Source organism: Pseudomonas sp. MWU13-2105 (assembly GCF_023242315.1).
Classification (GTDB): Bacteria; Pseudomonadota; Gammaproteobacteria; order Pseudomonadales; family Pseudomonadaceae; genus Aquipseudomonas.
The window spans coordinates 268,545-286,043 of sequence record NZ_JALLIY010000004.1; the positions used below are offsets into that span (position 1 = coordinate 268,545).

Sequence of the window (17,499 nt, forward strand, 5' to 3'; positions counted from 1 at the left end):
AAGAGCCACGGTGTCAGAGTGTGCCAAGACATTTCAGTCCCCCAGGGCCTCGCCTTCACGCCGGGGATCGGCACCGCCGGTCCATGACGACTGCCCCTTGGCGTCGCGCACCCGCATGATCGCCTGGGTGCCGCTGGTCATGTCCAACTCGCTGACGAGGTGGCCCTTGTCCTGCAGCGCCTTGACCAGTTGCGGCGAGAACAGGCCTTGCTCCAGTTCGGTGGGGCCGTTGCGGCTGCCGAAGTTGGGCAGGTTGATGGCTGCCTGCGGATCGAGTTTCCAGTCCAGCAGGCCGACCAGGGTCTTGGAGACGTATTCGATGATCTGCGAGCCGCCGGGCGAGCCGACGGTGCCGAGGAACTCGCCGTTCGCCCGGTCGAACACCAGGGTCGGGGCCATGGACGAGCGTGGGCGCTTGCCTGGCTCGACACGGTTGGCCACCGGCTTGCCGTTTTCGCTGGGGATGAAGGAGAAGTCGGTCAACTGGTTGTTGAGGATAAAACCCTCGACCATCAGGTGTGAGCCGAACGAGCTTTCCACCGTCGTGGTCATCGATACGGCGCCGCCCTGGTCGTCCACGGCGACGATCTGCGAAGTGGAAATGCGCATTGGCGAGCGGTCCGGGGCCAGGGCCACCTGGATCCCGGCCGGGACGCCGGGCTCGGCCTGGCCCAGGCTGCGTTCGCCGATCAGGCGGGCGCGGCTGGCGAGGTAGCCGGGGTCGATCAGCCCGGCGACCGGGACCGGGATGAAATCGCTGTCGGCGACATACAGGCCGCGGTCGGCATAGGCCAGGCGATCGGCTTCGGCGATCAGGTGCACGGCTTGCGGGAGCGGTTCGAGACCGGCGGGGCTCGCGCTTTTTATCGGCCCGAGCGCTGGCAGTGCCTGGCGTTTGTCCTGCGCTTCGAGGGCCTGCAAGGTGCCGAAGATCTGCGCGATGGCGATGCCGCCGGAGGACGGTGGCGGCATGCCGCAGAGCTGCCATTGCTTGTAGTCGGAGCACAGTGGCGTGCGTTCCTTGGCCTGATAGCCTTGCAGGTCGGCGAGCGAGAGCGTTCCGGGGTTGGCGCTGCCATTGACCGCCGCGACGATCTCCTCGGCGATGCGACCTTTGTAGAGTGCGTCGCTGCCTTCGTTGGCGATGCGCTTGAGCACGGCGGCCAGCTGCGGATTTTTCAGCGTTGTACCGACGGCTTTCGGGCTGCCGTCGGCGTTGAGGAAGTAGGCGGCCATGGCGGGCGAGCGGGGCAGGAATGGGCTGGCGACGATCTGCTTGTGCAGGCGCGGTGAAATCGCGAAGCCTTGTTCGGCCAGGCGGATGGCCGGTTCGAAGAGCTTCGCCCAGGGCAGGCGGCCCTGGGTGCGATGGGCCAGTTCGAGGGCGCGCATCACCCCGGGCGTACCGACCGAGCGGCCGCCGATCTGTGCCTGGGTGAAGGCCATCGGCGTGCCGTCAGGTTTGAGGAAGAGCTTCTCGGTGGCGCCTGCCGGTGCGGTTTCACGACCGTCGTAGGCATGCACCTGTTTGCCGTCCCAGACCATGATGAAGGCGCCGCCGCCGATGCCGGTGGCTTGCGGTTCCACCAGGGTCAGTACGGCTTGCATGGCAATCGCCGCATCCACGGCGGAGCCGCCTTGGCGCAGGATCTCGCGCCCGGCCGCGGCCGCCAGCGGATTGGCCGCCGCGGCCATGTGCCGGGCCGCGTGTTGGGTGAGCATGCCAGTGCGAAAGCCAGTGCCGATTTCCGGGGCGTCGGGCAGGCGGGTGTCGGCTGAGGCAAACGGGACGTTGCAGACGCTGAGCGCCAGGCTGATGGCCAGGGCGCAAAGGGAGAAACGACGCGATGGAAAACGTGAGTGCACTGTGTAGGCTCCTGCCTTGGACTGGCACGGCACTATAGTCCGGGCGCGGCGGCGGGAACAATCGTTGAGCTGTCGGGCCTGGAGCAGGAAAGCAGATGAGGCGCTGGTTCACGAATGGAAATATCGTGCAGAGGAAAGAGTCGCGCCATTGGCGCGACAATTATAAGACCCGCTTGCCGGATAAGCAGCTGTTGCAGGCCAAGTTGCATGAGTTCTATGCACTGAATACAGCGTCATAAAGGAACACTCAATACGCCCGGATCCAGCGCACTCTCGTCGAGGCCTGGACCGCCCCGCCGCCGCCACCGGTGCTGGGTGGGGTGGTGGTGATGCTCTGGTCGGTGGTCACGCTCGAGACGTCGACGGCGATGCCGCCCTGGGAAATGGTAGTCGTGCTGGTGCCGTTGCCACCGCTGGAAAGCGCGCCCTTGATACTGGTGGTGGCCCCCGTGGTACTGACGAGGCCGCCGAGGATGACGTTGCCGTATAGGGTCCAGCCGCTGCTGTTCAGCCCGCCGTTGGCTTCAATGGCGATGTTGCCGATGGGCAGGCCGCTGTGGCTGACGTTGGAGGCGTCGGTCCAGCTGGCCAGGGCCCCTGCTGTCTTGTCGCACAGGTTGGTCGGGTAGAACGACCCGCCGCACAGGTTCGTGTAGCCGGAGAAGTTCGGCGAGTACAACGGCACCATGCCGCTGCTGGTCAGGGTAACGTCGCCCTTGTTGTTATTGCTGCTGTTGCTGTTGCTGAGCACGGTATTGGTCAGCCGGGTCAGGCTCTGCACGCCATCGAGGGTGATATTGCCATCGAACCAGAGCACACCTGGCGGCATGGCCTTGATACCCGTAAAGATCCAGCCGCTGCTGGGGGTCGCACTGCTGCCGCAACTGCTGTTGCCATAGTTGCAGATCATGAAGTTGGCGCCCAGCAGGGTGCGCATATCGGTTTTCGTGAGGTCATAGGGCCCCGCTGGCACTGCCGTACCCGCGGAGGTTTTGACGTTCTGAATCGTCAGCGTCGGTGTGCTCCCGGAAAAAGCGAACACATAGTTGGCCTGGCTTTTCAGGGCCGTGACGTCCACCGTGGAGACGGTGATGTTGCAGTACGGCACGCCGGGCAGGCCGGGCGAGGCGCCGGCGACATTCTGCGTCAGGTTCGCCAGTGCCGTGCCGGTGTAGGTCGTGCCGTCCTGGTTGAGCAGCGTGCCGGCGATCTGGCTGGCCGCGCTGAATGACGGGGTATTGTATTGCTTCACGCTCAAATTTCCGCCGCCCTGGAACTGACCTACCGTCGCGGTGAGGATCGATACGTTGCTGTTGGCTTTGAGTGTGGTGTAGGTGCCGCTGAAGCCGGTGATTGCCAGGGTGTTGCCCCACAAGGTCCCGACGGTGCCGGTCAGAAAGTTGACGCCGCCGCCGTATACCGAGTTGTAGGTCAGCGAGATGCTGGCGGGCAGGGTGCCGGTCCCGGAGATCAGCACCGCGCCGGCCGTGGTACTGATGACCCCAGCGGATTGGCTGGCCTTGCTCAGGTCCAGGGTATAGACCGTGCCATCGGTGAGGGTGATCAGTGCGGTGCCGGTGCTGGCGGCGGTGATCGAGTTGTCGGTGTTTTTTGTGCCGCCGACCAGGGCGGTGCCGATCGTCGATCCGCCCGACAGCACATTGGCCTTGAACGCCCCTGCCGTGATCGTCACATAGCTGCCGCCGGACTGGGAGATGTTGATGGTATTGGCCCCCACGGTCAGGTTGACCGGCTGGCTGCTGGAACTAAAGGTAAAGGTACCTTCGGTGTTGAGGGTCGCATTGTCCGCGATACCGCCGCCACTGAGGTTGATACCGCCCTTGGCGCAGCCGGAGACATAGGCTTTCGAACCACTGGAAATGCTCAGCGTGCCCATCACTGCGATGTTCGCCAGGGCCGTGCCGTTAGTGATCGACAGGCTACCGCCGCTGTAGTTGAAGTCGCCGTTGAACTGCAGTGCCGGCGGCAGGTTGCCGCTGGTGACCGTGTTCGCGGCACTGGCCGGTGTCAGCAGGTAGACCACCTGCAGGGTGTTGGTCGCCAGGTTGCCGGTGGCGGTGATGGTGGCGGTGACCAGTGTGCTGCTGCCGCTGGCGACCTTGGAGATGATCTGCGCGCTGAGCTTGGTGTCACTGATGGACAGGCTGCCCACCTTGACATTGGCCAGGGTGCTGTCTTGCAGCAACTGCGCCTGCAAGTACAGGCGCACCCATTCCACGCCGCTCCAGACCCTCGATTCCGCCGGCGAGCTGGCGTGGGCCGCCAGTTGCTGCTGTTGGGTCGCACGTATGCCGTACATCATTCCCAGCGTGCTCACGGTCAGGGCCATGCCGACAAACAGGATCATCAGCGTTGCGGCCATGCCGCGCTGAGCGGCGCGTGTCGATGTGGGAAACGATGGGGCTGGCATCGAGTGCTCGCTCAGGAAGTGGGTTTTTCGAAATTGATCAGGCAGGCCGTCGCCTTGCTTTTGACATAGGCGGGCTGGGGACTGCTGCTGTTGGGGTCCAGCGTGCTGTTATTGGCACTCAGGCTGACTTGTAGGCGATAGGCGGTATTGCTGCTGTCGGTGGTGCGGCCGTAGGGCCAGCAGGCGGCGAAGCCCACCGAAAACAGCGTGGCACTCTGGCCGGCTTCGATCAGCGTGGTGCTGGTCCAGGTGGTGGTGTTCCATTGTGTCGAGGCCTGGGTACAGCCGGCCGCGCCCTTGAGGCTGACCAGGGCGCCGTTGATGACCGCCAGCCCCGCGCAACTGGCCGTCGTCGCCGTGGCATTGGTCTGATAGGACCAGACAATGGCGTTGCCCGTGATGCCGTTCGGTGCGGCGCTGGTCAGGGTCGGGAAGTTGGCCTGGGCGGTGGCCGTGCCGGCCAGGGTGCCGTTGGTCAGGGTGGCGCCAGACAGCAGCACGAAATAATTGTCGATATCGGAGCTGGCACGGGCTGTGGCACTGCCGCTCCAGAAACCGCCGTTCGTCAGTTCTCGTTGGGCCGTCAGCAGGGCCGAGGCCACCTGGCCATCTTGCCGGGCGCTCTGGATGGATGTCGCCGAGATGTAAACCAGGTTTTTATACAACGAGAGCATGGCCAGGATGCTGAGCAGGGAAATGACCGTGCCGACCATCAGGCTGATCAGCGTGAAGCCACGCTGATCGCGGCTCATGAGTCGTCACCCACGCGAATGATGCCACCCAAAGTGCCGCTGTCGGCGGAGCCGGTGGTCAGTACTACCGAACTCTGCGGTGTTCCGCCGCTGAGCGTGCTGCTGCCGACGGTGACGGTGGGGGCGCTGGTGCAAGTTGCCGTAATCGTCAGGGGGGTAGTCTGGGTGGGGATGGAGACGACGAGCAGGGCGGTGTTGGCGGCATTGTTCGTACACAACTGCGCGCCATACTGCTCCAGCAGGCTGCGCATCTGGGCGACCACGATATTTTCCAGTTTCATGTCACGCTGGCTTACCGCCGCCCGCGAGGCGGCATAGGTGATGCCCAGGCCGACAATCGCCATCAGCAGGATACCGATCAGTGATTCGAGCAGCACGTCGCCCCGTTGTCCCTTCGACGCCAGCTTATATAATCGGGACATCGACTGAACTCTCGCTGCCGGCCGTGACTTGAATGGTGCTGGTGGTGCACGAGCCGGAGCTGACTGCAAAACCTCGGTTGTTGAAAGCGATGCAGGCCAGGTCGACACCGCCGGTCTGGATTACGGCGGCGTTCGGAAGCGAGGAGCTCCAGATCTGCGTGGTCGCAGTGCAGTCGATGGCGCCGGAAAGGCTGTACAGCTTGAGGCTCTGGCCGGAGCGGCACAGTACGGCCGCGGGCGCGGTGTCCTGCATTTTACCCTGGTTGCGCAGGGCGATCGCCTTGGCACGGCTGATCCCCTGTTTCAAGAGGCCGGCGGCATCGCGCTGATAACCACTGTTGGTCCATGACTGGGTCAAGGGCACCCCAACGAACAGCAAGAGGCCGAACAGGGTGACGGTAATCATCAACTCGATCAGGGTGAAGCCACGACTGTTCATTACAGCCAGCCGCCGTTATACGGGCTGCAAGAAGCGATGTTGCGATTATTGCCTTGATCCAGAGTGATGACGCAGCCATTGACGTTGCCGCTGCTACCTGTTGCGGTCACGGTATAAGTCGTGGCAGTGGAGCTGATGGAGTAGCTGAACAGGCTGGACTGGCTGGGTTGCCAGCCTGACGACGGGGCGGTGCAGGGCGTAGGGTTGCCGATCAGCGCGCACTGGATCGAGGTTATGCCGCTGGCCGTCGAGACCGGGTAGGCCAACTGTTTCTGGTAGTAGTTTTCCAGATTGAGGCTCAGCGCGACCAGGTCGGCCTGGGCGGCCTTGATATTGCTCTTGGTGATATAGCTACTGTAGGCCGGAAGTGCGATAGCAGCGAGGATCGCGACGATGGCGACGGTGATCATCGCCTCGATCAGCGTGAATCCCGATTGTGTTCTGGTGTTTTTTTTCGGCATTGTATTAACGATTCCATATGTGACCATATAGTCATAATCCCATTATGACATTGTTGCGTGACGGTTCGGGAGTCACTTCGGGAGGCCCCTCCAGGCGCAGTGGATGGGGCTCACCGGGTAGAAGCGGGTGATGTCGGGAAAAGGTAGCGGCTCTGTCAGCGTTGCGTCCTGGCCGCTTGGCTTGCCGAGCACGGACACCTTGCCTGAGCCGCCCGTAACGGAGGGACAGTGCAAATTATAAATAAATGGCTAATGGCCTGCTACTCTTGATCCAGCGGCTACATATCCACATGCAAAGCAGTGAGTGTAGAAATGGACTATTTACTCGCGTTTGTGGTGTTTCTATTACAGTTGATGTGCCCTGCCACTCAACGCTGCACGCGACCCATCACTCTCTTCGCAAAACCATTTTATCTATTTGAAACTATCAAGTTTTCCGTGATCCGCGGCGCTTTTCGGCGGCCTCATGCAAAAGCCGCGGATGCGTGAGGCTTATAGATTCAAGTATCGGTAAAACCACAACGCCCGCACCGCGGGTTCTTTTGCACATGGAGAGATCATGAAGACATCGCCCAACGGTATCGCAGTGCTGAAATATTTCGAGAGTTGCCGGCTGACGGCGTATCCGGATCCGGCCAGCGGCGGTGTGCCGTGGACGATTGGTTGGGGACATACCGGTCCTGAAGTGAAGCCGGGACTGGTGTGGAGCCAGGCGCAGGCTGATTCGCAGTTGAGCAACGATCTGGTATCGCGTGAGCAGGCCGTCTCCAACGCGGTAACCGCGTCGCTGACAGCGGGCCAGTTCGATGCCCTGGTGGACTTTGTCTACAACCTGGGCGCCGGTAACTTCCAGACGTCGACGCTACTAAGCCTGATCAATGCCGGTGACATGGCGGGGGCGGTTGAGCAGTTCGCACGTTGGAACAAGGCCGCCGGCAAGGTGATGGCTGGCCTGACGCGCCGCCGCGCCGCCGAAGCCGCGCTGTTCAGCGGCAGCAGCGGGGCGGATGCCATTGCTGCGGGAGTGGCGGCGGCATAAACCGGTTCTGACGGTTAGGTTCCTGCCCGGTCGAAAGCCGATGCCGCCGCCCGGGTTCAGGAACTGCCAGCACTCTAGCGCGCATCGCAAGACTTCAAGCCCCTGAAGCAAAGCACCGGCTTAGAACTGCTCGGCCTCCAGCCCGAACAGCGACGCGCTGCCCGCGCGAATGCTCTGTTCCAGGCTCAGGATGCGGGGCAGCAAGCGGCTGAAATAGAACGCCGCGGTTGCCAGTTTCGCCCCGTAGAACCCTGGATCTTCACTGTGCTTGTCCTGCGCGACCCGGGCCATGCGTGCCCAGAGGTAGGCGTAGGCGACATAACCCAACAGGTGCAGGTATTCGACGCAGGCACTGCCGATGGCATTGGGGTTGTGCGCGGCCTGTTCCCGCAGCCAGTCGCTGAGGCTTTCCAGGCGTTGCACCGCGTCCAGCAGCTCGTCGGCGTAGGCTACGTCGGGCTGCGTGGCGTAGTGGCGAATCTCGGCGGTGAACAGGCGCAGGGCGACCCCCGCGTTTCCCACCACCTTGCGGCCCAGCAGGTCGAGGGCCTGGATGCCGTTGGTGCCTTCGTAGATCTGCGCGATGCGCACGTCCCGCACCAGCTGTTCCTGGCCCCACTCGCGGATATAGCCGTGGCCGCCGAAGATTTGTTGGCCGTGGATGCAGCTGTCCAGGCCGGTGTCGGTGAAAAACGCCTTGGCCACCGGGGTCAGCAGGGCGACCAGGGCTTCGGCATCGCGCCGTTCATCAGGTCGCTCGGAGAACTTGGCCAGGTCCAGTTGCTGGCCGACATAGCTGGCGAACGCGCGGCCGCCTTCGGTCATGGCCTTCATGCTGAGCAACATGCGCCGCACGTCGGGGTGGACGATGATCGGGTCGGCGGCCTTGTCCTTGGCCACCGCCCCGCTCGGGGCGCGGCTCTGAATGCGTTCGCGGGCATAGGTCCGGGCATTCTGGTAGGACGCCTCGGCGCAACCGATACCCTGGATGCCGATGGACAGGCGCTCGTAGTTCATCATGGTGAACATCGCCGCCAGGCCCTTGTTGGCTTCGCCGATCAGCCAGCCGCTGGCGCCGTCGAAGTTCATCACGCAGGTGGCGGAGGCCTTGATGCCCATCTTGTGTTCGATCGAACCACAGCTGACGGCGTTGGTCGCACCCAGGCTGCCGTCGGCATCGACAAGGATCTTCGGCACCAGGAACAGCGAGATGCCTTTGGGGCCGGCCGGTGCGTCCGGCAGCTTGGCCAGCACCAGATGGATGATGTTCTCGGTCAGGTCCTGTTCGCCGCCGGTGATAAAGATCTTGCTGCCGCTGATGCGGTAGCTGCCGTCGGCCTGGGGTTCGGCGCGGGTGCGGATCAGGCCGAGGTCGGTGCCGGCATGGGCTTCGGTCAGGCACATGGAACCGGCCCAGCGGCCCTCGTACATCGGCGGCAGAAAGCGCTCTTTCAGCGTCTCGCTGGCATGTGCGTCGATGGCCAGGCAGGCGCCGGAAGTCAGCGCCGAATACAGGGCGAAACTGGAGTTGGCGCCGTAGAGCATTTCTTCGAATTGCACGGCGAGCATCTTCGGCATGCCCATGCCACCGAACTGCGGATTGCCGCTGAGGCCGACCCAGCCGCCTTCTATATAGGTGGCATAAGCTTCCTTGAAGCCTTTCGGGGTGCTGACCCGCGCGTCGTGCCACTGGGCGCCTTCTTCGTCGCCGCTGCGGTTGAGCGGGGCGATCAGGTTGCCAGTGACCTTGGCCGCTTCTTCCAGAATCGCATCGGCGGTGTCGGCGTCGACAGTCTCGGCCAGGGCCGGCAGACGCGCCCAGAGTTGGCCGGCGTTGAAGACCTCATGTAGCACGAAGCGCATATCGCGCAGGGGAGCGTTGAACTCGGGCATGGCGGGAAACATCCTGCAAATAGGGGATGGGGGCACGGCCGCGGCCGCGCCATTGGCAATGCGCGTTACCCCAGGCGTCGACAACGCCTGGGGTGGATAGGCAAAGGCTAGAGGTTTTTCGCCATATCGCGCAGGACGAACTTCTGGATCTTGCCGGTCGAAGTCTTGGGCAACTGGGTGAAGACCACTGTGCGCGGTATTTTGAAACCGGCCAGGTGCTCGCGACAGAAGGCGATGATCTCGGCTTCACGCACATCCTGGTGGTGGGCCTTGAGGGTGATGAAGGCGCAGGGTGTTTCGCCCCATTTTTCATCCGGCCGGGCCACCACTGCGGCTTCCAGCACCGCCGGGTGGCGATAGAGCACACCTTCGAGTTCGATGGTGGAGATGTTCTCGCCGCCGGAAATGATGATGTCCTTGAGCCGGTCGCGGATCTCCACGTAACCATCCGGGTGGGTCACTGCCAGGTCGCCGGTATGGAACCAGCCGCCTTCGAAGGCTTCGGCCGTGGCGCTGGGGTTCTTCAGGTAGCCCTTCATCACCGTGTTGCCGCGCATGAAGATCTCGCCGATGGTCTGGCCGTCGGCGGGGACCGGCTCGAGGGTTTTCGGATCGGCCACCATCAACCCCTCCAGGGTCTGGTAGCGCACGCCCTGGCGCGCCTTGACCTGCGCCCGCTCTTCCAGCGGCAGTTCATCCCAGGCCTCATGCCAGGCACAGATGGTCACCGGGCCATAGACTTCGGTCAGGCCGTAGACGTGAGTGACCTTGATGCCCATGGCTTCCACGGCGCCAATCACCTTGGCCGGTGGGGCGGCGCCGGCGACCAGGGCGTTGACCGGATGATCGATCGCCGCCTTGGCTGACTCGGGCATGTTGACCAGCGCATTGAGCACGATCGGCGCGCCGCTCAGGTGGGTGATCTGGTGTTCCCGGATCAGGTTGAGGATCTTCTGCGGGTCGACCCGGCGCAGGAACACATGCACCCCGGCCATCGCGGTGACCACCCAGGGATAGCACCAGCCGTTGCAGTGGAACATCGGCAAGGTCCAGAGGTACACCGGGTGGTTGCCCATGCTCCAGATCATCTGGTTGCCGAGGGAACTGAGATAGGCACCGCGATGGTGATAGACCACGCCCTTGGGGTTGCCGGTGGTGCCGGAGGTGTAGTTCAGGGCGATGGCCTGCCATTCGTCCTGCGGCCACTGCCAGTCATAGGCCGGATCGCCTTCGGCCAGCAGCGCTTCATAGTCCAGGTCGCTGACGGCCTGGCCTTCGCCGTATTCCGGGTCATCGACATCGATCACCAGCGGCGGGTGGTCGAGCATGCCGACGGCGGCCTGCACCACGTCATGGAACTCGCGGTCGGCGATCAGCACCTTGGCTTCGCCATGGGCGAGCATGAAGGCAATGGCTTCGGCATCCAGGCGCACATTGAGGGCGTTGAGCACCGCGCCGATCATCGGCACGCCGAAGTGGGCTTCGAGCATCGCCGGGATGTTCGGCAGCATCACCGCCACCGTGTCGTTGCGACCGATACCGCGCCCGGCCAGCGCCGAGGCCAGGCGCCGGCAGCGCGCGTAGGTCTGGGCCCAGGTGCGACGGATCGAACCGTGGATCACGGCGGGGTAGTCGGGGTAGACCTTGGCAGTACGCTCGATAAAACTGAGTGGAGACAGGGCAATATGATTGACGGCAGTTGGCGCGAGGCCTTGCTCGTAGATGGACATGGTTTGGGTACCCGGTGGCTGATTATTAGCTCTATGTCCGAGGCGCTCGGTCTTTACCGACGCTCGATGACTTATCCAGGGTCTTTTATATAATGTTTGCGGATGTATATGGAAGTACTACCTGAGTTGTATAGTATATCTACTATAATAATTTCAAGGCTCAAATCATGACTGTTGCGCTGCTCGTGAAGTCGCTACCGGCCCGACCTTTCTCCAGGCAGGGATCACGATGAATTCCACCTCCATCAGTCGGCGGCAGGGTTTGTCGTTGCTCGAGCATGACCCGCAGCCGAGCCTGCTGCTCGATGCCCGGGCCCGACCGCTGGAGCTCAACAGGGCGTTGCTGGCATTGCTCGAACAACTGTCGCTGGTCGATGCGCTGAGCTTGTTGCCGGTCAATCACCTGCCGCTGGTGCGCGCCTGCCTGGACCAGCAACGGGCCATCGAAGGCGTCGAGGCGCAGTTCGAGCAACGGATCCTGATCTGGACCTTTATCCCCGACCCGCAGGAAAACCGCGTGCTGGCGCGCTGTCGCGAAGCCACCGCGCAGATCCTCGCCGAACGCGAATCGGCCACGGCCAGGCGGCTCTATCGGTTGATCACGGAAAACACCACCGACCTGATTTCCCGGCATACCCCCGACGGCTGTTTTCTCGATGCGTCCCCGGCGTCCTCGACCTTGCTCGGTTACTGGCCCGAAGAGTTGCGCGGTCGCCTGGCCCGCGAGCTGTTCCATCCGCAGGATCTGGCCGGACTGACGCACCGCGCCCGTGACGCCCTGGAGCAGGACGGTTATCACACCATGACCTATCGCATCCGCCATCGCGATGGTCATTACCGTTGGTTCGAGACCGCCTGCCGGGCGATTCGCGAAACCTACACCGGGTCGGTGGTCGAGGTGGTCAGCGTGTCGCGGGATATCACTGCCCGGGTTCAGGCCGAGGAAAACAAGCACCGGTTGGCCGAGGTGGTGGAGGCCAACCCCGACCCGGTGTTGTTCATCGAGCCCAGCGGGCATGTCACTTATCTCAACCCGGCGGCCCGGCGCACCCTCAAGCTCGGCGAACAGTCGGCAATGCCGAGCCTGGGCGGATTTTTGGCCGCCGATGTGCTGGCGGCCCTGCAGCGCGAGGGTTGGAGCCGTGCCGAACGGGATGGGCGCTGGAGTATCGAGGCACGCCTGCAACCGCTCGACGCCGGCACCTCGGTGCCGGTGTCGCTGATGCTGCTGGCGCACCGCTCGGCCAGCGGCGAACGCTTCTACTCCCTGGTCGCCCACGACCAGACCGAGCGCGAATTGCGCGAGGCCCAGCAGCGTCACCATCAGGACGAACTGGCGCACACCGCCCGGCTGGTGACCCTGGGGGAACTGGCCTCGGGCATCGCCCACGAGATGAATCAGCCATTGGCAGCGGTGGTCAATTACGCCAGCGCCAGCCAGCGTTATCTGCAGGCCCTGGATAGCAATCCGCAGGCGGTCGAACGGGTGGCCCAGGGCCTGGAACGCATCGCCGTGCACGCCAACCACGCCTCCGAGGTGATCAAGCGGTTGCGCGCGTTCCTGCGCAAGGGCCGACGGCGCATGCAGGCCCTGGATATCAGCGAAGTGGCCCGCGAGACGGTGCGCTTGTGTGCCTGGGAGGCCAGTGCCTGCCAGGTGACGATCGAGGAGCGCCTGCCGGATAATCTGCCGCCGATTTATGCCGACCGGGTGTTGCTGGAACAGGTGCTGCTCAATCTGTTGCGCAACGCCATCGATGCCAATTGCGAGGTGCATCCGCGGCAGGCATCGCGGATCATCCTGGCGGCCGGGCACGGCGCGGAGGGTGGCGTGGAAGTGAGTGTCAGCGACCAGGGCCCCGGCGTTTCCTCGGCGCAGCTGGAACAGATCTTCACCCCGTTCTACACCAGCAAGGCCAACGGCCTGGGCCTGGGGTTGTCGATGAGTCGCAGCATCATCGAAGGGTTCGGCGGCGAGTTGCAGGCGCAACCCATGGCCGGCGGTCTGCGGATGTGCTGCCGTTTGCCGGCGCAATAATGTGTCGGCCGAAAAAAATAACAACAGGAGTAACGCAATGGTGAGTGTGGCGCAGCAGCTGGTCTATGTGGTTGACGATGACCAGGGCATGCTCGACTCGACGGTCTGGCTGCTGGAGTCGGTCGGCCTCAAGGCGCTGCCATTCACCAGTGGCCGGGACTTTCTCGAAGCCTGCGATGCCCGGCTCAATGCCTGCGTGCTGCTGGATGTGCGCATGCCGGGCATGGGCGGTTTGAATGTGCAGGAAGAGATGAAGGCGCGGGATATCCGCTTGCCGGTGATCTTTGTCAGTGGCCATGCCGATGTGCCGATCGTGGTGCGGGCGTTCAAGGCCGGTGCCCACGACTTTATCGAAAAGCCCTATAACGAACAGTTGCTGCTCGACAGCGTGCAGCAGGCCTTGAGCCGGGCCGATGACAGCCAGACGCTGAGTGAAGGGCAGGCGCGGGTCCAGGCCCGGCTGGACAGCCTGACCCCGCGCGAACGCGATGTGCTGCTGCCACTGGTGCAGGGCTACGCCAACCGGGAAATAGCCGAGCAGTTGGGGGTCAGTGTGAAGACCATCGACCTGTATCGCTCCAGGGTCATGAAACGCATGGAGGCGCAGAACCTCCCGGATCTGGTGGGGATGGTGATTGCGGTGGGGTTGGTGGATCCGTTGAAGTTGCGTTGAGGCATCAGCGGTGAGCGCTCTCGCGATTATCTGACAGTGCTCCCTGCGTTCATTACAGCGCTGACCATTGATGCGTGGACCGTCATCATTGGATTCAGCGCGGGGGTGCTTCGCTATCCGAGAGGTCATAGTGCCCAAGGACCTCTCCCTCACTCCGCCGCTACGATCCACTGACGAGCCCACCGTCACTCAGTGAGGTGCAAGTCTCCACGATGGGCGATATGGATCTTGTTGCCATCCGGGTCGCGAAGGTAGGCACCATAGTAGCCGTCGCCATAGTGAGGTCGAGGCCCTGGTGCGCCTTCGTCGACTCCACCGCGATGAAGACCTGCGGCATAGGCTGCATCCACGGCTTCCTGAGAGGGTGCGGAGAAAGCCAGCATGCTGCCGTTGCCAGGGTTTGCCGGCATGCGGTCATAGGGCGAATAGACGTAGAACCGGGGCAAGGTGCGATCGGGCATGACCCAGCAAGCGGCGGCTGGGCCGCCGTCAGGGGTGACCGTGCGCCGGCACAGGCCCAGCGGAATCAGAACCGCATCGTAGAAGGCGGCGGCCTTGTCGAGATTGTTTGTTCCGACAGTCACATGGCTGAACATTTCGGCTCCTTCGAAGGTGTTGGTTTCAAGAGTATCGCAGTCCCACTCTTCAAGGGCGCAGCAATCTCCCGGACGTCTCGCTTGAGTGATTATTGTTTTCACGGTGAGGTTTGGATTGTCGCATGCCCACACTTTGTTACTCCCGCTGGAGCGTCCTCTATAACAACCGAGTCCAGCAACCGGGTGCCAGCCGAGGAACTGTTCAGTCAGGGCTTCAAGGCGTCACATTGGCTGCGCAGTTCGCTGTTGGAGATCGAAAGGCAGCTACCGTGACCGGTCTTGGCGTAGCAATAGGCACGCTGGTCACTGTTGGAGATCGAAAGGCAACTGCCATTGCCGGTTTCCGCATCGCAGGCACTGCGCAAGTCGCTATTGGAGATGGAAAGACAGCTGCCATGACCGGTCTTGGCGTAGCAATAGGCACGCTGGTCGCTGTCGGAGATCGAAAGGCAACTGCCATTGCCGGTTTCCGCATAGCAGGCACTGCGCAAGTCGCTGTTGGAGATGGACAGACAGCTACCCTGACCTGCCTTGGCATAACAATAGCTACGCTGGTCACTATCTCCGATGCTGAGGCAATCGGCATAGGCGTAACCACTCAGCATCAACAGCATTGCAATGATGACTCTCATCACACCCTTCCGTGATTTGCCAGGAAACAGCCTGGTACTGTTGGGGCCAATATGTTTCAGCGCCACAGGGCGATATCAAATTTCAGGCAAGGGAACGTGAGTTGTCTTGCCGGGTATGCAAAATTACCCAGGGAAAGGGCAGGGATATCCGCTGACTACTGTGATTGAAATTCATCGCAACTGCGCCAGCTTCGCCTCCACGGCATCGTCAAAGATGATGTAGAGCGCTTCGATATCGGCTGGCCGCAAGCGCTTGGCACTTTCCAGGCCGCCGATCCATTCAATCTGAATGGCCCTTTCAGCCTCCACGTCCGCAATGGTGCTGGCGGCATTGAAGGCCCGCACTAGGTCGCTGACGGGGTCCCGGATGGGTTTTGGAAGTCGTAACAGGTCGAGCCTTTCTTGTGGCATGTCTTCCTTAACCGATTGAATTTAATGGTTAATATTGATTTTTAATGCGGAATGAAAACTGGAATATCTTTCGCAATTACACGCCACTGTAACACCCATTTGAACTCGATCTGATAACCGATCGCCTGTCCGCGCAAGGCGCTGGTCCTTGGGATACAACGCCCTCTCACGCAGCCTCGACCCCACGCTGTGTAAGCGTTGCAACAATGCTTTCAGCACCTTGGCCATCTCATGATCTGGCGCACCTTGGCGTAAGGATCTCTATCGGTTTGTCTGCCAGCTTGTGGCGTTTTTTGAGGGTTATACGGCCTTTACGCCATCAGCGGGCTGTTTCCATAATTTGCCCGGGAAATCGAGCGCAGACATGCGCATAACCGTGATTACGCCGTGACCTTTCGGCTTGGCCAATCACGAGGCAGAGAAGGGGACAGAAGATGAGGCTCAAGAACAAAGCGGTTTTGATCACCGGCGGTACCAGTGGCATCGGTCTTGCCACCGCCAGGCTCTTCATTGCAGAGGGCGCGCGGGTCGCGGTTACCGGTCGCGATGTTGCCGTATTCGAGCGTGTGCGGGCCGAGCTGGGCGAGACCGCGCTGGTGCTCCAGGGCGACGTGCGTTCGCTCAAGGATATGCGGGCGATTGCCGCCGAGGTGAAAGAGCGCTTCGGCGCTCTGGATGTCGTGTTTGCCAACGCCGGTCGAGCATTCCCGTCGCCACTCAACGACATCGACGACGACCTCTATGACGAGATCATGGACATCAACGTCAAGGGCGTGGTGGTCACGCTTCAGGCGGTGCTGCCGGACTTGCGCGAGGGCGCTTCGGTCATTCTCAACACATCCTTCGTCGCGCAGACCGGCAAGCATGGCATCTCCCTGACCGCAGCGGCGAAGGCCGCCGTGCGATCACTGGCCCGCAGTTGGTCATACGAGTTCCTTGACCGGAAAATCCGCTTCAACGCGATTGCGCCCGGCGCGATGGACACGCCCCTGATCAGCAAGTGGGGGATGTCCGATGAGTGGGTTCGCGAGCGTAAGGCCGAGTTCGCCCAGGCGGTTCCGGTGGGCCACATGGGCAAGGCCGAGGACATTGCCTACGCCGCGCTCTATCTCGCCAGCGACGAATCTTCCTATGTGGTCGGCACCGAACTGGTAGTCGATGGCGGAGCCTCGCAACTTTAAAGGAGAAGTTATCGTGACCGACAATAGCGAAAACAACGCCACCGGTGAGCGCCCGCTCAGCTCGGGGAGTTCCCGCCGCGATGTGCTCAAGTTCGGCGGCATCGTCACCCTCGGCTCCATCCTCGGCGGCGGAGCCCTGCTTGGCCGTGTCGCTCCGGCTCTCGCGCAGGCCGGCAGCGGTGGAGAACTGGCCGCGAACGAACCGCTGAATATCTTGATCGTGAATTACGACGGCGGCACGCTGCTCGATTTCGCCGGCCCCAGCGAGATTTTTCACCGGCTACCGAATACCAAGGTTCGTTATGCGAGCCTCAATGGCGGCAACGTGACCCTCGAATTCGGGGTCGTGTATGGCAACACTGAGCGACTGGCCGACATTGAAAGGACCGACTTGCTCCTGGTCCCTGGCGGTTCGGACTTGTCGGCGCCGATGCGCCCGGAGTACCAGGCACAGATCCGGCGTCTGGCGGAAAGCGCCAAGCATATTACGTCGGTCTGCAATGGCTCGCTCGTGCTCGCCGCCACGGGCATTCTCAAGGGCAAGCGCAGCGCCTGCCATTGGGCCTTCGTCAACAAGCTGACGGAGTACGGAGCTATCGCTGTTCCGGATCGCTTCGTAGAAGACGACAACGGCCGATTCATGAGCGGCGGCGGCGTGACGGCGGGCATCGACTTCGCGCTTCGTGTTGCCGCGAAGTTGCGTGGTCAACAGGCCGCCGAATTCACGCAACTGGCGATCGAATATGACCCCGCTCCGCCGTTCCATTCCGGTCATCCCAGGGACGCTCGGCCAGAAGTCATCGCGATGGTCGACAAAGAACTGCCCGGCGCATCCAAAGGGCTCGCACGAATACCCGGCGTTCGCTGAAACGCTGCCAGGCAATGTGGGCTGCACCTGCCCAGTCGGGTGCAGCCCTCTTCCATTCAAGCCAATA

16 protein-coding genes are annotated in these 17,499 nt (G+C 62.3%); 5 read left to right on the forward strand and 11 right to left on the reverse strand.

The window, feature by feature from the left end; translation table 11 throughout:
• Positions 1-33: 33 nt before the first annotated feature.
• The 6 genes from ggt to M5B96_RS07665 all read right to left on the reverse strand — a co-directional run bounded on the left by ggt (position 34) and on the right by M5B96_RS07665 (position 6,371).
• The gene (gene ggt, locus M5B96_RS07640) at positions 34-1,866 is read right to left on the reverse strand and encodes a gamma-glutamyltransferase (RefSeq protein ID WP_248796085.1); all 1,833 of its coding nucleotides are present in this window, start codon (positions 1,864-1,866) and stop codon (positions 34-36) included.
• A 247-nt stretch (positions 1,867-2,113) separates the two neighbouring features.
• A complete protein-coding gene (locus M5B96_RS07645; protein WP_248796086.1) occupies positions 2,114-4,297 on the reverse strand; it encodes a beta strand repeat-containing protein in 2,184 nt (727 codons plus the stop codon).
• A gap of 11 nt (positions 4,298-4,308) precedes the next feature.
• Positions 4,309-5,049: a PilW family protein gene (locus M5B96_RS07650; protein WP_248796087.1), complete on the reverse strand. Its 741-nt coding sequence runs from the start codon at positions 5,047-5,049 to the stop codon at positions 4,309-4,311.
• Entirely contained in the window at positions 5,046-5,471 is a 426-nt protein-coding gene (locus M5B96_RS07655) for a hypothetical protein (protein WP_248796088.1), read from the reverse strand. The genes M5B96_RS07650 and M5B96_RS07655 overlap by 4 nt, the downstream gene beginning before the upstream one ends.
• Complete coding sequence (locus tag M5B96_RS07660) at positions 5,455-5,910, reverse strand: Tfp pilus assembly protein FimT/FimU (protein ID WP_248796089.1); 456 nt, start codon at positions 5,908-5,910, stop codon at positions 5,455-5,457. The genes M5B96_RS07655 and M5B96_RS07660 overlap by 17 nt, the downstream gene beginning before the upstream one ends.
• On the reverse strand, positions 5,910-6,371 hold the full coding sequence (locus M5B96_RS07665; RefSeq protein WP_248796090.1) for a type IV pilin protein: 462 nt from the start codon (positions 6,369-6,371) through the stop codon (positions 5,910-5,912). The genes M5B96_RS07660 and M5B96_RS07665 overlap by 1 nt, the downstream gene beginning before the upstream one ends.
• Before the next feature lie 559 nt (positions 6,372-6,930).
• Here M5B96_RS07665 and M5B96_RS07670 point away from each other — a divergent pair.
• Positions 6,931-7,410, forward strand: a complete 480-nt coding sequence (locus M5B96_RS07670) for a lysozyme (RefSeq protein ID WP_248796091.1) — start codon at positions 6,931-6,933, stop codon at positions 7,408-7,410.
• Between the two features lie 120 nt (positions 7,411-7,530).
• Here the strand turns inward: M5B96_RS07670 and M5B96_RS07675 are convergent, their stop codons facing one another.
• Together M5B96_RS07675 and M5B96_RS07680 are read right to left on the reverse strand one after the other, a co-directional pair.
• Complete coding sequence (locus tag M5B96_RS07675) at positions 7,531-9,303, reverse strand: acyl-CoA dehydrogenase C-terminal domain-containing protein (protein WP_248796092.1); 1,773 nt, start codon at positions 9,301-9,303, stop codon at positions 7,531-7,533.
• A 107-nt stretch (positions 9,304-9,410) separates the two neighbouring features.
• A complete protein-coding gene (locus M5B96_RS07680; RefSeq protein WP_248796093.1) occupies positions 9,411-11,033 on the reverse strand; it encodes an acyl-CoA synthetase in 1,623 nt (540 codons plus the stop codon).
• Between the two features lie 229 nt (positions 11,034-11,262).
• Between M5B96_RS07680 and M5B96_RS07685 the strand changes: the two genes are divergently transcribed.
• Positions 11,263-13,071, forward strand: a complete 1,809-nt coding sequence (locus M5B96_RS07685; RefSeq protein WP_248796094.1) for a PAS domain S-box protein — start codon at positions 11,263-11,265, stop codon at positions 13,069-13,071.
• 37 nt (positions 13,072-13,108) lie between these two features.
• The gene (locus M5B96_RS07690) at positions 13,109-13,744 is read left to right on the forward strand and encodes a response regulator transcription factor (RefSeq protein WP_248796095.1); all 636 of its coding nucleotides are present in this window, start codon (positions 13,109-13,111) and stop codon (positions 13,742-13,744) included.
• 185 nt (positions 13,745-13,929) lie between these two features.
• Here the strand turns inward: M5B96_RS07690 and M5B96_RS07695 are convergent, their stop codons facing one another.
• The 3 genes from M5B96_RS07695 to M5B96_RS07705 form a co-directional block, all read right to left on the reverse strand.
• The gene (locus tag M5B96_RS07695; protein WP_248796096.1) at positions 13,930-14,340 is read right to left on the reverse strand and encodes a VOC family protein; all 411 of its coding nucleotides are present in this window, start codon (positions 14,338-14,340) and stop codon (positions 13,930-13,932) included.
• Between the two features lie 206 nt (positions 14,341-14,546).
• Positions 14,547-14,972 (reverse strand): hypothetical protein, encoded by a 426-nt coding sequence (locus tag M5B96_RS07700; protein WP_248796097.1) that lies wholly within the window; start codon positions 14,970-14,972, stop codon positions 14,547-14,549.
• 171 nt (positions 14,973-15,143) lie between these two features.
• Positions 15,144-15,383 carry a hypothetical protein gene (locus M5B96_RS07705; protein ID WP_248796098.1) on the reverse strand — a complete coding sequence of 80 codons (240 nt, stop codon included), beginning with the start codon at positions 15,381-15,383 and terminating at the stop codon, positions 15,144-15,146.
• A gap of 434 nt (positions 15,384-15,817) precedes the next feature.
• On the opposite strand from M5B96_RS07705, the gene M5B96_RS07710 reads away from it, so the two are divergent.
• Both M5B96_RS07710 and M5B96_RS07715 read left to right on the forward strand, forming a co-directional pair.
• Positions 15,818-16,564, forward strand: coding sequence for an SDR family oxidoreductase (locus M5B96_RS07710; RefSeq protein ID WP_248796099.1), 747 nt, complete (start codon positions 15,818-15,820; stop codon positions 16,562-16,564).
• A 13-nt stretch (positions 16,565-16,577) separates the two neighbouring features.
• Positions 16,578-17,432, forward strand: a complete 855-nt coding sequence (locus M5B96_RS07715) for a DJ-1/PfpI family protein (protein ID WP_248796100.1) — start codon at positions 16,578-16,580, stop codon at positions 17,430-17,432.
• Positions 17,433-17,499: the final 67 nt, after the last annotated feature.

Bases quoted from the DNA above. Each gene is read 5' to 3' on its own strand.
- M5B96_RS07645 (WP_248796086.1), bottom strand. From the start codon at position 4,297: ATGCCAGCCCCATCGTTTCCCACATCGACACGCGCCGCTCAGCGCGGC.
- M5B96_RS07650 (WP_248796087.1), bottom strand. From the start codon at position 5,049: ATGAGCCGCGATCAGCGTGGCTTCACGCTGATCAGCCTGATGGTCGGC.
- M5B96_RS07655 (WP_248796088.1), bottom strand. From the start codon at position 5,471: ATGTCCCGATTATATAAGCTGGCGTCGAAGGGACAACGGGGCGACGTG.
- M5B96_RS07660 (WP_248796089.1), bottom strand. From the start codon at position 5,910: ATGAACAGTCGTGGCTTCACCCTGATCGAGTTGATGATTACCGTCACC.
- M5B96_RS07665 (WP_248796090.1), bottom strand. From the start codon at position 6,371: ATGCCGAAAAAAAACACCAGAACACAATCGGGATTCACGCTGATCGAG.
- M5B96_RS07670 (WP_248796091.1), top strand. From the start codon at position 6,931: ATGAAGACATCGCCCAACGGTATCGCAGTGCTGAAATATTTCGAGAGT.
- M5B96_RS07675 (WP_248796092.1), bottom strand. From the start codon at position 9,303: ATGCCCGAGTTCAACGCTCCCCTGCGCGATATGCGCTTCGTGCTACAT.
- M5B96_RS07680 (WP_248796093.1), bottom strand. From the start codon at position 11,033: ATGTCCATCTACGAGCAAGGCCTCGCGCCAACTGCCGTCAATCATATT.
- M5B96_RS07685 (WP_248796094.1), top strand. From the start codon at position 11,263: ATGAATTCCACCTCCATCAGTCGGCGGCAGGGTTTGTCGTTGCTCGAG.
- M5B96_RS07690 (WP_248796095.1), top strand. From the start codon at position 13,109: ATGGTGAGTGTGGCGCAGCAGCTGGTCTATGTGGTTGACGATGACCAG.
- M5B96_RS07695 (WP_248796096.1), bottom strand. From the start codon at position 14,340: ATGTTCAGCCATGTGACTGTCGGAACAAACAATCTCGACAAGGCCGCC.
- M5B96_RS07700 (WP_248796097.1), bottom strand. From the start codon at position 14,972: ATGAGAGTCATCATTGCAATGCTGTTGATGCTGAGTGGTTACGCCTAT.
- M5B96_RS07705 (WP_248796098.1), bottom strand. From the start codon at position 15,383: ATGCCACAAGAAAGGCTCGACCTGTTACGACTTCCAAAACCCATCCGG.
- M5B96_RS07710 (WP_248796099.1), top strand. From the start codon at position 15,818: ATGAGGCTCAAGAACAAAGCGGTTTTGATCACCGGCGGTACCAGTGGC.